Raw genomic sequence first — 11,769 nt, forward strand, 5'->3', positions numbered from 1 at the left:
TCCTGCCGGCGGGAAGGGATGGGGGTGGGAATGGCCTAGGCGAGCCGCGCCGCATGCCATTTCAGGTGATCAGCAACAAAACTCTGCACGAACCAATAGCCATGGTCGTAGCCGGCATGGCGGCGCAGCGTCAGCGGAACGCCGGCGCGCGCGCAAGCGGCTTCCAGCAGTTCCGGGCGCAACTGATCAGCGAGGAAGGCATCCGCCTCGCCTTGATCAACCAGCAGTTCCGTCACGCGCGCCCCAGCGTCGATCAGCGCACAGGCATCATGCGCTGCCCACGCGCCGCGATTATCGCCCAGATAGGCCGGCAGCGCCTTCTGGCCCCATGGCACCTGGGTTGGCGCGACGATCGGCGCAAAGGCTGACACGCTACGGAACACGCCCGGATGCTTCAGCGCCAGCGTCAGCGCACCGTGCCCGCCCATGCTGTGCCCGGTGATGCCTTGCCGGCCCATGTCTGCCGGGAAATGCGCCGCGATCAAGTGCGGAAGTTCGTCCATCAGCCACGTCCGCATCTGATAATGCGACGCCCAGGGTGCGGCGGTCGCATCCAGATAGAAGCTTGCGGCCTGCCCCATGTCCCATGCCGGATCGTCGGCCACAGCCTCGCCGCGCGGACTTGTATCGGGCGTCACCAGCATCAGGCCCAGCTCCGCCGCCAGCCTTTGCGCGCCAGCCTTGATGGCGAAAGTCTCTTCCGTGCAGGTCAGCCCGGCCAGGCACCAGAGCACGGGAAACGGCCCCTGGCGCAGCTCGGACCTGGGCGGCACGAACACGCCATAGCGCATCGCCGTGCCGCAGGCGCTGCTCTGGTGGCTGTGGAAACTCTGCACGCCGCCATGGGCAGCGGCGCGCGCAAGCGTTTCAATCTGGGTCATGATGCCTTGCGCCTGGATCAGCCCGATGCGTGCTGCGCCGGGCCAGCCGGCTTTATGGTATAGACGTCCTTCACGTAAAGGTAGAAAAATCCAAACGAAATGATAAGGATAACGAGCCCGATTACCGGCGAGCTGATCTTGGCAAGCCCCACGATCTCCACATCACTGTTCCGGATACCGGCCTTGCCAAAGCCGAAGAATTGCAGCCCGGCAAATACCAGGCCGGAAAAGGTGAGCAGGTAGACCGCCACCGCCGCAGCCTCTGTCCAGAATTGGTGGCGGCGATACATGTTGGCGTTATAGCGATGCACCTCGACATTGAAGCGCATGGCTTCGGTGGCGGCATCCAGCGCCGATTCACACAGGGCTTCGCCTTTCCGGCCAAGATCGGGCGGGGCCGGGCAAACGCCGGAAGGCAAGAGTTCCGCTGCAACGGGGGGACGCGCCGCCTGCTGCTTCACCAATCCGGCGGCAATCTCCTCGGCGGTCGCCGCCGCCGCCGGCACTGCCAGCACCAGCCAAAGCACGGCCAGCAGCCAGCGGATCATGGCTTCTTGGCGATGCTGATATCGTCCCCCAGCACGATCTGCGCGAAACTGATGGCGAGCGCGACGTTGGGGCAGCTTTCCCTCGCAGCGCCCTGTTCGAGCAGCTTCACGGTCGGTGCGCCGATCAGACTGGCCAGGCGCGCTTTCATCGCCGTCGTCTGCGCAGCATCAAGCCCTGCCGGGCAGGCGGCGGCGCCAAAAGGATTGCCCTTCGTCTGCATGATGACCATCTGGCCACCAGCGCCCGGTTTCATCTGAAAGGTGCCGGTGGGCGTCGCGATTGTCTGGCAGGCCGGGCAAGTGGCAAGCAGATCGGCCAGCGGCTTGGCCGGTTGCGCGACCATTGGTGGCGGCAGCGTCTTGATGATCGCCGGATTGAGCTTGATCGCTGTTGCCGGTGCCTGCTGGGCGGCGACAGAGGTTGCCAACGCGCCGGCCAGCAACAGTGCAGAAAACGCACGCATGATGATCTCCCCCCAAGAGAGAGGAAGAATATCATGATGACTGGCCTTTTAGAAGACCACCACGCTCCTGATACTCTTGCCTTCATGCATCAGGTCAAACGCCTTGTTGATATCTTCCAGATCAAGCACATGGGTGATCATTGGATCGATGGCGATCTTGCCGTTCATGTACCAATCGACGATTTTCGGCACATCGGTGCGGCCCTTGGCGCCGCCGAAGGCGCTGCCTTTCCACACCCGGCCGGTCACCAGCTGGAACGGACGGGTGGCGATTTCCTTGCCGGCTTCGGCCACGCCGATGATGATGCTTTCCCCCCAGCCGCGGTGGCAGGCCTCCAGCGCGGTGCGCATCACGTCGGTGTTGCCGGTGCAATCGAAGGTGTAATCGGCACCGCCATCGGTCAGGGCCACGAGATGGGCGACCAGGTCGCCGGAAACTTCCTTCGGATTGACGAAATCGGTCATGCCGAACTGGCGGCCCCAGGCTTCACGGTCGGGGTTGATGTCCACCCCGACGATCTGGTCTGCGCCGACCAGTTTCAGGCCCTGGATGACGTTGAGGCCAATGCCGCCGAGGCCAAAGACGACGCAGCGCGCGCCCGGCTCCACCTTGGCGGTCTTCACCACCGCGCCCACCCCGGTGGTGACGCCGCAGCCGATGTAGCAGGCCTTGTCGAACGGCGCGTCGGTGCGGATTTTCGCCACGGCGATTTCGGGCAGCACGGTGAAGTTGGAGAAGGTGGAGCAGCCCATGTAGTGGAAGATCGGCTGCCCCTTGTAGCTGAAGCGTGTCGTGCCATCCGGCATCAGGCCCTTGCCCTGCGTGGCGCGGATGGCGGTGCACAAATTGGTCTTGCCCGACAGGCAGCTTTTGCACTGCCGGCATTCCGGCGTGTAGAGCGGGATGACGTGATCGCCCGGTGCCACGCTGGTCACGCCGGCGCCCACCTCGCGCACGATGCCGGCGCCTTCATGGCCCAGAATCGATGGGAAGATGCCCTCGCTGTCCTTGCCTTCCAGCGTGTAGGCATCGGTGTGGCAGATACCGGTGGCCATGATTTCCACCAGCACCTCGCCGGCCCTTGGGCCTTCCAGATCAACTTCGACGATTTCCAGCGGCGTGTTGGGCGCGAAGGCGACGGCGGCACGGCTTTTCATGACAAGTTCCCCTGATGAATGTGGGCCACACCTGCCGCCAAAGCTGCGCCTTGCCAAGGTGGCAGGCTTGCATTTTTCGGCTGCTCGGGCCATGGGGCAGGCCGGTCGCCGTGGAAAGCCACAGGCGGGGCACTCAACACAGGATCATTCATGCAGTTTGCCAGCGGATATCAGGCGTAAAATGCCGAAAGAGGAAATCATCCGGATCGAAGGTGAAATCACCGAAATCCTGCCCGACGGGCGTTTCCGCGTGAAGCTGGAGAACGAGCACGAGATCATCGCCTACACCGCTGGCAAGATGCGCAAGAACCGCATCCGCTCCATCGTGGGTGACAGGGTGCATGTCGAAATGACGCCCTATGATCTGGACAAGGGCCGCATCGTCTTCCGCGAGAAGACGACCCCGATGCCCATGAACCAGCGGCGCTTCTTCCGCCGCTGACAGGGGGGCATTGCTCCGGCCGGGCTGACCAGCTTGGAACCGGGCGTTGCTTGCGACGTTCTGGCCAGTCCGCTAACGCAGCAACTTGGACCTCGCGTCGCAACATTTGTGTGTTACGGTGGCTCATGGCTCGTTACATTGTTTCTGCGTTCAAGGCTGTTTCGACCCCGGCGGGTGCGGTGCTCGATCGCATCATTGGGCCCGGGTGGATGGCCACCCCGTCCTCCCTGCTCGATCTGATGGCCGACGGACAGCATGAATTCGTGCTGGATGGCAGCAGTCACACACTGACGGCGCGGCGCGATCCGGCCGGCAATATCGCCATCCTGGTAGTGGATGATCAGGGCCGCGAAGTGGCACCCAGCAGCCTGCCGCACTGGCAGATGGAAATGCACCGTGGTTCCCAGGTCAAGGCGCAACGTTGGTGGCAGCGCCTGCTTGATCCCGACGCGCGCTGATCAGCGTGATTTCGCGGGTGGGCGCTGCACGCGGTCGCCCGGTTTCAGCCCGATCCGATCTGCTTCACCGGCCAGAAGTTCGATCACTTCAGCGGTGACACCGGCCGAATTCAGCACCTCGCGCGAATATGGCTGGCCGCGCCGCACATTCAGCACGCGCCCGGCCGGCGAGACATAGATGATGTCGAGCGGCAGCGGCGTGTTTTCCATCCAGAACCCGGTGGCGCGCGGCGGCTGCATCGGAAAGGCCATGCCGGTGCCCGGCGCCATGCGATCGCGAAACATCATGCCGCAGGCCTGCTCTTCGGCCGTCGCCGCAACCTCGAGCTTGTAGGTGAAACGCCCCTTGGCCGTGTGAAAGGCCACGCTGGACGTGCGCAGGCCGCTGTTGGGGCAAGTGGCGGCAGCCGCCGGTGCTGCCAATGGCACCAGCAGGGCAATGCCGAACAGGAAAGCTGCGGTGCGTCGGGCGGTCATCACCCCGGCGTATTAGCCGCTTGTGCCGCAACCGCCAATGGGCCCTTGTGCCCCGGTGCCACCCGAACTTCCAGCGCCTGCCCCGGCTGCAATTCGGCCAACCCGGCCCGGCGCACGGTTTCCATGTGGATGAAGATATCTTCCGTGGAACCCGGCCGCACCACGAAACCATAGCCTTTCAAGCGGTTGAACCACTTGACCAGCGCTGGTTCGAACGGCCCGGCCGCCGCCAGCATGGCCTGCGGATTGACCCGATCGGCCGCGCGTGCGGCAGCGGTTTCCGGATCCGGACCAACAGCAGTGGTGAGATCGAGATCGATGATGCGGCGCGCCTGGCGACCGCGATCGCGCGCGACCACGACGCAGGTGAGCGTGGCCCCTTCCGGCAAGGTGCGACGACCCAGTTCGCGTACCAGGCTGAAATGCACCAGCACATCCGTCCCATCGCCGGCCGATGGCACCATGAATCCATAACCCCGAACAGGGTCGAACCACTTCATCGTGCCACGCACGATCACTTCATCAGCGGCAAGCTGCGTCGCTTCCTCGGCGCCCTTCATCTAACCCCCCAAACCCTACAACGCACGTCGCACACCCCGCAGCACATAAGTCTGAAACGGATTATTAACGGAAAGTTTTTAAATCGCAATGATGCTTTTCGGCTCATGATTGACTTGTCATGCAAAACTGGCATCGAAAGAGCACGGCCCTACCCCCACCGCCTTGAACCGGAAAGAGAGTTTATGGACCTTGCAGGATCGGTGGAGATTGCCAGCCCGCGCCAAATCCTGTGGGCGGCGCTGAATGACCCCGACATGCTGGCCCGCTGCATCGAAGGCGTGGAAAGCCTGACTCGCACCGAAGCCGATGTGCCGGTGTTCGATGGAGTCATGCAGGCCAAGGTTGGCCCGGTGCGGGCGCGCTTTGCCGGAACCGTGCGTCTGGAAGAGATTGTGGCGCCTGTCAGCTATCGCCTGGTCGGCGAAGGCAAGGGTGGAGTCGCCGGTTTTGCCAAGGGCAGCGCCGATGTCGTGCTCACCGAACTGAGCCCGACCAAGACGCAGCTGGATTATGTGGTGAAGGCCCAAGTGGGCGGCAAACTCGCCCAGCTTGGGGCGCGGCTGGTGGAAGGTGCGGCCAGGCAATATGCCGAAGCCTTCTTCGCCAAACTGAAGTCTGAAGTGGAAACGCCGCAGCTCGATATCGTGGCGCTGGCCGCCGCTTCCGACGAGGCCACGGCCGCCGGACCGGAACCCGCCACCGGCGGCCTGTCGGCGATGATCTGGGGCTCTGGCCTGATCATCGTCACCCTGCTCTTCCTGCTCTGGCAATGGTCAGGCAGGTGAACCAGCCGGCGGATCTGACCGGCGTTGGCCGCGATGAGGATCTGACCACCCTGGCCACAGCGCTGGCATGGGCGCAGACCGGCCACGGCGTGGCGATCGCCACGGTCATCACCACCTGGGGTTCGGCGCCGCGCCGCGAAGGCAGCCACCTCGCCATCCGCGCTGATGGCCTGTTTGCTGGCAGCGTGTCGGGCGGCTGCGTCGAAGCCGATGTGATCCTGGCCGCGCAGGACATGATCGCAGCACAAGCTGGCCACGCCGTGCTGGATTATGGCGTCGCCGATACGGTGGCGTGGACCGCGGGTCTGGCCTGCGGCGGGCGCATTTCGATCCTGGTGCAACGCCTCGCCGATGATGCGCTGCCGCCGGTGCTCGTTGGCCAAGTGCTGGCCGCCACCGCTGCCGGACGCACGATGGCGATCAGCAGCGATCCCGCCACCGGGCGCGCCGTGCCGGGCGACGATGGCCCATTCGTACGTCGCTATCCGCCGCCGCGCCGGCTGTTCATCATCGGCGCCGTCCATATCGCGCAGGCGCTGGTGCCGCTGGCGGATGCGCTGGGCGTGGTGCCCGCCGTCATCGATCCGCGCGGCCTGTTTGCGGCCGATGCGCGCTTTGCCGGGCTGGCGCTGGATCGACGCTGGCCGGATGAGGCTCTGGAGGGTGCACTCAATGCGGCGTCTGCCGTGGTGGCGCTCACCCATGATCCCAAGATCGATGACGTGGCGCTGGCCGCGGCGCTGCGCTCGCCGGCCCATTATATCGCCGCGCTGGGTAGCCGGAAAAATCATGCCAGCCGGCTTGAAAGGCTGGCTGCACAGGGCTTTGGCCCCGCTGATCTGGCCCGTGTCCACGGCCCGGCCGGCCTTGCCATCGGCGCCACCGGCCCGGCCGAAATCGCCCTCGCCATTGCCGCGCAGATGACCGCGGCCTGGCGAGGCGCGCTTGCGCCATGAAGTTCGGGCCAGTTCCGCTGGCACAGGCCGAAGGTGCCTTGCTGGCGCACGGACTGCAGATCGGCCAGCGGCGCCTGCCCAAGGGTCATGTGCTCGGCGCGGCCGATCTGGCCGAAGCGGCGGCATCAGGCCTTGCCGAACTGGTCGTCGCCCGGCTTGAAACCGGCGATGTCGCTGAAGACGAGGCGGCCGCCGCCCTGGCGGCTGCGCTGGCCGGGCCGGGATTGACGGCGCTGTCGCCGGTGCATGGCCGCGTCAATCTCGCTGCCACTGCCGCCGGCCTGTTCACCGCCCCGCCCGGCATGGTGGCGGCCGTGAACGCTGTCGATGAAGCCCAGACCCTCGCCACGCTGCCCATCGGCACCCGAGTGGCGGCAGGGGCCATTGTCGCCACCATCAAGACGATCAACTATGCGGTCTCTGGCGACGCATTGCGCACCGCCATCGCCGCCGCGCGTCCACTGGCGGTGGCAGCCTTCCGGCCCTTGTCCGTCGGATTGATCGCGACCACCCTGCCCGGCACCAGTGCCAAGGCGCTCGCCAAGCTGGAACGGGTAACGGCGGCGCGGATCACGGCGCTCGGCAGCCGGCTGGAGATGTTGCCACACTGCCCGCACGATGTGGCCGCGCTGGCCTTGCAGCTGGCGGCGTGCAGTGCCGATCTGTTGCTGCTTGCCGGTGCTTCGGCCACGGTCGATCGTGGTGACGTGATCCCGCAAGCCATCATTGCCGCAGGCGGCACGGTAGAGCGGCTGGGCATGCCGGTGGACCCGGGCAATCTGCTGGTGCTGGGCAGGCTCGCTGGCCGGCCGGTAATCGGCCTGCCCGGTTGCGCCAAGAGCCCCAAGCGCAACGGTCTCGATCTGGTGCTGGAACGCCTCGCCGCGGGCTTGGCGGTGACCGCCGCGACAATCGGCGCCATGGGTGACGGTGGCCTGCTTCCGGAAGCCGAACGGCCGGAGCCGCGCGCCGTGGCCAGCGCGCCAGGCCGGGTCGGCGCGGTGCTGCTCGCCGCCGGCCGCTCCAGCCGCTTTGGTGCCGGCCACAAATTGCTGGCGCCCTGGCGCGGCAAGCCGCTGGTGGCACATGCGGTGGACGCCATTGTCGCCGCCGGGTTACCGCCGCCGATCGTGGTGCTGGGCCATGATGAAGCGGCCGTTCGCGCCGCCCTGGCCGGATATGATGTGCAGTTCGTGGCAGCGCCCGACTGGGCAGAGGGCATGGGGCGCAGCCTGGCCGCCGGCATCGCGGCCGTGCCCGCCGATTGGGATGCGGCGCTGATCTGCCTGGGCGACATGCCGGCTGTGGAACCGGCGCTGATCACCGCGCTGGCAACCACGCCGGGCGAGCTTGTGGTGCCGCTGTGGGACGGCCGCCGCGGCCACCCCGTCCGCTGGCCGCGCTCTGCCTTTGCCCGGCTGCTGGCCCTGACCGGTGATACCGGCGGCAAGGCGGCGATGGCGGATTTCGCTGTCACCGAAATTGCGGCACCATCAGCCGCATGCCTTGTCGATATCGACACCCCCGCCGCACTGGCCCAATTGGCCGCAGGAGAAGCAGGATGACGGACAAGCAACCGACCCAGGCCATGATCGCGCTTTATGATCGCTTCACCCATGTCGGCGACCTCAGCCGACGGGAGATGGTCGCGCAGATGGCCAGGCTGGCCGGCGGCATGGCGGCAGCCAATGCCCTGCTTGGGCTGATTGCGGCGCGGACCGATGCAGCGCCCCTGGTGGCAGCCGATGACGCGCGCATCACGGTGGGCAACGTCCGTTTTCCCGTGGGCGGTGGCCGGGAAATGGCCGGATATCTCGCGCAGCCGGCCAAAGGCGCCGCCATGGCGCCGCGCGTGCTGGTCATCCACGAAAACCGCGGGCTCAACGATCATATCCGCGATGTCGCCCGCCGCCTCGCCGCCGAAGGCCTGGTGGCGTTGGCCGCCGATTTCCTGGCACCCGCCGGCGGCACGCCAACACTGGGCGACGGCGCGACCAGCGCCGAGGACAAGGCGCGCAGCATGATTGGCGCGCTCGATCGCCAGCAGACGGTGGCCGATGGCGTCGCCACCCTGCAGTGGCTGGCCACAGTCGCGCCGGGCAAGGGTGCGCCCGGAGCGGTTGGCTTCTGCTGGGGTGGCGGCATGGTCAATGCGCTGGCGGTGGCGGCAGGCCCGGCCCTGCGCGCCGGCGCGGCTTACTATGGTGCAGCGCCGCAGGATGTTACCGGTGCGGCGCGAGTGAAGGCGCGGCTGTTGCTGCATTATGCCGGCCTGGATGAGCGGATCAACGCCATGGGCCCGGCCTGGCAGGCAGCGCTGACCGCGGCAGGCGTGCAGTTCGAGGCCCACACCTATCCCGGAGTCAATCATGCCTTCAACAACGACAGCTCACCCGCCCGTTACGACGAGGCCGCGGCGGATCTGGCCTGGCAGCGCACGCTGACTCTGCTGAAATCCGTCAGTTCATTATCTGCAATTGCATCTTATTCTGCGGGCATGAGCACAAGCCCGCCCGAGTCGCCTGCCGCCGCACTGCCGCCCGGTCCGGCGGCGCTGTGCACGGCAGCCAAAGTGCGACGGCTGTCGCGACAGGTCAGCCAGATCTATGATGATGCGCTCAATCTTCACGGACTGACCATTGGCCAGTTCGGTCTGCTCGCCTGCCTGTCGCGGCGGCGCGGACTGGCCATCGGCGCGCTGGCTGAGCGGCTGGCAGCGGATGCATCCACTGTTTCGCGTCTGGTGAAACCCCTGGCCGGTGACGGCCTGCTGCGCATCGAGATTGACCCTGAAGACCGGCGGGGCCGCCTGGTCTGGCTTACCGATGCCGGCCATCAGCGCCGCGCCGCCGCGCAGGCCGGCTGGCAGGCGGCGCAGGACGTGATGGAGGCGCGGCTGGGCAACGGCCGGCTGGCAGCGCTGCGCTTCCTTCTGGATGAAAGCTACGAACGCCTGGAGATCGCAGAATGACTGCAATTGCACAGAAAATCGACGGCCTCACCCAGATGCGCGCGCTCGCGGCCAGCAAGGGCGGCAGCGGCATGGGGGCGCTGATGGCGATGGATGGCGGCGAGGCGGGCGAAGGCAGCATGATCATGCACGCCATCCCCGGCAGCCAGCATGGCAACCCCATCGGCATTACCCACGGCGGTTTTGCCGCCACCCTGCTCGACAGCGCGATGAGCTGCGCCGTCCACACCACGCTCTCCGCCGAAGAGACTTATGTGACCACCGATCTGCATGTCAGTTTCGTGCGGACCATCACGCCGGCCACCGGCCAGGTGACCGCGCGTGGCGAAGTGGTGTCGCGCGGGCGCCGGCTGGCGACGGCGCGGGGCACTTTGGTGGACGCAAACGGCAAATTGCTGGCCACCGGCATCGCCACCTGCATGATCATGGGCGTCGGCGCATGAGCGGCGCCGCCGTGGTGATCGGGGCCGGCGATGCCACCGGGGGCGCCGTTGCGGCGGCCTTTGCCCGTGACGGGCTGGTGGCGGTGCCGGTGCGGCGCACGGCCGACGGGCTGACGCCATTGGCCGCGCGCATTGCCAGCGAAGGCGGGCGCTGCGTGCCGATCGGTGCCGATGCCCGCGACGAAGAAGCGATGATCGCCCTGTTCGACCGGGTCGAGCGCGAGATTGGCCCCGTCGAGGTGCTGGTGTTCAACATCGGCGCCAATTCGCCGATGGGCATATTGGACGAGACGGTGCGGCGCTATCGCAAGATCTGGGAGATGTGCGCGCTGGCCGGCTTCATCACCGGGCGCGAGGCCGCGCGCCGCATGGCACCACGCGGCCGCGGCACCATCATCTTTACCGGCGCCACCGCCTCGCTGCGCGGCTCAGCTGGCTTTGCCGGCTTTTCCGGCGGCAAGTTCGCCCTGCGCAGCCTGGCCCAGGCCATGGCGCGCGAACTGGGGCCAAGGGGCATCCATGTCGTGCACAGCATCATCGATGGCGCCATCGACACCGAATTCATCCGCAGCAATTTCCCCGACCGCTATGCCCTGAAGAGCGAGGACGGCATTCTCGACCCGGAGGCGATTGCGGCGGAATATGTGCGCCTGCACCACCAGCCCCGCTCCGCCTGGACGCACGAGTATGACCTGCGGCCCTGGATGGAACGCTGGTAATCCGCAATCCCGGCACAGAAAAAGGCCCGGCAGCTTTCCCTGCCGGGCCTTCTTGCCTTGGCCAAAGCCTGCCCGCTCAGTCGCGATTGCCCATGAAGCTGAGCAGGAACTGGAACAGGTTGATGAAGTTCAGATACAGGGTCAGCGCGCCCATCACGGCGGCCTTGCCAGCGAAATCGCTGCCCTGCAGCTGGTAATACATGTCGCGCAGGCGCTGCGTGTCATAGGCGGTCAGACCAGCGAAGATCAGCACACCCAGAATGTTGACCGCCAGCTGCAAGCCGCTCGACTTGATGAAGATATTGGCGATCATCGCGATGATGATGCCGATCAGGCCCATCATCAGGAAGCGGCCCATGGCGCTCAGATCCTTCTTGGTGGTGTAACCAAACAGGCTGAGGCCGCCGAAGGACGCTGCCGTGATGAAGAAAGTCTGCGCGATCGACGCGCCGGTGTAGCGAGCGAAGATCGTGCTCATCGACACGCCCATCAGCGCGGCAAAGGCCCAGAACATCATCTTGAGCGTGGCTTCGCTCATGCGGTGGATGCCGAAGTTCATCGCCAGGATCATCACCAGCGGGCTGGCAATGGCGATCCAGCCCAGGATGGTGGGCGAACCGATCTGATTGAAGAACACGGCAAACAGCGCCGGGGTCGAATAGACCAGCAGCGCGACGATGCCGGTGAGCAGCACGCCCGACGCCATATAGTTGTAGATCGACAGCATGTAGCTGCGCAGACCGGCGTCATAACCGGCGTCGGCTGGGGCCCGGGCCCCAAAAGCACCTAGCCGGGGGTCCATATTATTGGCCATGCAAAATTCCTCCTGTGTCCGGCGATTGGCCGGCAACACCCCCAATATCGGGCATCCCGTCTGAATTTTCAATGACCGTTGCGGCGAAACGC

The 11,769-nt window shown here is 66.0% G+C and carries 15 protein-coding genes; 8 read left to right on the top strand and 7 right to left on the bottom strand.

Annotated features, from left to right (window positions below):
• Window positions 1-35: 35 nt before the first annotated feature.
• The 4 genes from fghA to D619_RS0111780 are packed head-to-tail and all read right to left on the bottom strand — an operon-like array spanning window position 36 to window position 3,051.
• Window positions 36-881, bottom strand: coding sequence for an S-formylglutathione hydrolase (gene fghA, locus D619_RS0111765; protein WP_017668797.1), 846 nt, complete (start codon window positions 879-881; stop codon window positions 36-38).
• Window positions 882-898: 17 nt separating this feature from the next.
• Window positions 899-1,429 carry a hypothetical protein gene (locus tag D619_RS0111770; RefSeq protein WP_017668798.1) on the bottom strand — a complete coding sequence of 177 codons (531 nt, stop codon included), beginning with the start codon at window positions 1,427-1,429 and terminating at the stop codon, window positions 899-901.
• On the bottom strand, window positions 1,426-1,893 hold the full coding sequence (locus D619_RS0111775) for a hypothetical protein (protein WP_017668799.1): 468 nt from the start codon (window positions 1,891-1,893) through the stop codon (window positions 1,426-1,428). Before D619_RS0111775 ends, D619_RS0111770 begins: the two co-directional genes overlap by 4 nt.
• 48 nt (window positions 1,894-1,941) lie before the next feature.
• Window positions 1,942-3,051, bottom strand: a complete 1,110-nt coding sequence (locus D619_RS0111780; protein WP_017668800.1) for an S-(hydroxymethyl)glutathione dehydrogenase/class III alcohol dehydrogenase — start codon at window positions 3,049-3,051, stop codon at window positions 1,942-1,944.
• Window positions 3,052-3,232: 181 nt separating this feature from the next.
• Here D619_RS0111780 and infA point away from each other — a divergent pair, with 181 nt between their 5' ends.
• Window positions 3,233-3,493 (top strand): translation initiation factor IF-1, encoded by a 261-nt coding sequence (gene infA, locus D619_RS0111785; protein ID WP_017668801.1) that lies wholly within the window; start codon window positions 3,233-3,235, stop codon window positions 3,491-3,493.
• Window positions 3,494-3,618: 125 nt separating this feature from the next.
• Entirely contained in the window at window positions 3,619-3,951 is a 333-nt protein-coding gene (locus D619_RS0111790; RefSeq protein ID WP_017668802.1) for a hypothetical protein, read from the top strand.
• Here the strand turns inward: D619_RS0111790 and D619_RS16480 are convergent, their stop codons facing one another.
• Complete coding sequence (locus D619_RS16480; RefSeq protein ID WP_017668803.1) at window positions 3,952-4,428, bottom strand: DUF192 domain-containing protein; 477 nt, start codon at window positions 4,426-4,428, stop codon at window positions 3,952-3,954. It lies immediately after the preceding gene.
• The gene (locus D619_RS0111800; protein WP_017668804.1) at window positions 4,428-4,988 is read right to left on the bottom strand and encodes a cold shock domain-containing protein; all 561 of its coding nucleotides are present in this window, start codon (window positions 4,986-4,988) and stop codon (window positions 4,428-4,430) included. The genes D619_RS16480 and D619_RS0111800 overlap by 1 nt, the downstream gene beginning before the upstream one ends.
• Window positions 4,989-5,171: 183 nt before the next feature.
• On the opposite strand from D619_RS0111800, the gene D619_RS0111805 reads away from it, so the two are divergent.
• Genes D619_RS0111805 through D619_RS0111830 form a run of 6 tightly spaced genes read left to right on the top strand, consistent with a single transcriptional unit; the run spans window position 5,172 to window position 10,863 of the window.
• Window positions 5,172-5,774, top strand: a complete 603-nt coding sequence (locus tag D619_RS0111805; protein WP_017668805.1) for a carbon monoxide dehydrogenase subunit G — start codon at window positions 5,172-5,174, stop codon at window positions 5,772-5,774.
• A 41-nt stretch (window positions 5,775-5,815) separates the two neighbouring features.
• On the top strand, window positions 5,816-6,730 hold the full coding sequence (locus D619_RS0111810) for an XdhC family protein (protein WP_243442646.1): 915 nt from the start codon (window positions 5,816-5,818) through the stop codon (window positions 6,728-6,730).
• The gene (locus tag D619_RS18340; protein ID WP_017668807.1) at window positions 6,727-8,295 is read left to right on the top strand and encodes an NTP transferase domain-containing protein; all 1,569 of its coding nucleotides are present in this window, start codon (window positions 6,727-6,729) and stop codon (window positions 8,293-8,295) included. Before D619_RS0111810 ends, D619_RS18340 begins: the two co-directional genes overlap by 4 nt.
• Window positions 8,292-9,701, top strand: a complete 1,410-nt coding sequence (locus tag D619_RS17660; protein ID WP_017668808.1) for a dienelactone hydrolase family protein — start codon at window positions 8,292-8,294, stop codon at window positions 9,699-9,701. Before D619_RS18340 ends, D619_RS17660 begins: the two co-directional genes overlap by 4 nt.
• The gene (locus D619_RS0111825) at window positions 9,698-10,144 is read left to right on the top strand and encodes a PaaI family thioesterase (protein ID WP_017668809.1); all 447 of its coding nucleotides are present in this window, start codon (window positions 9,698-9,700) and stop codon (window positions 10,142-10,144) included. The genes D619_RS17660 and D619_RS0111825 overlap by 4 nt, the downstream gene beginning before the upstream one ends.
• Complete coding sequence (locus tag D619_RS0111830; RefSeq protein WP_017668810.1) at window positions 10,141-10,863, top strand: SDR family NAD(P)-dependent oxidoreductase; 723 nt, start codon at window positions 10,141-10,143, stop codon at window positions 10,861-10,863. Before D619_RS0111825 ends, D619_RS0111830 begins: the two co-directional genes overlap by 4 nt.
• Window positions 10,864-10,939: 76 nt before the next feature.
• On the opposite strand, the gene D619_RS0111835 is transcribed toward D619_RS0111830, so the two are convergent.
• Window positions 10,940-11,677, bottom strand: a complete 738-nt coding sequence (locus D619_RS0111835; protein WP_017668811.1) for a Bax inhibitor-1/YccA family protein — start codon at window positions 11,675-11,677, stop codon at window positions 10,940-10,942.
• Between the last annotated feature and the right edge of the window lie 92 nt (window positions 11,678-11,769).

Source organism: Sandarakinorhabdus sp. AAP62 (assembly GCF_000331225.1).
In the GTDB taxonomy this organism is placed as follows: Bacteria; Pseudomonadota; Alphaproteobacteria; order Sphingomonadales; family Sphingomonadaceae; genus Sandarakinorhabdus.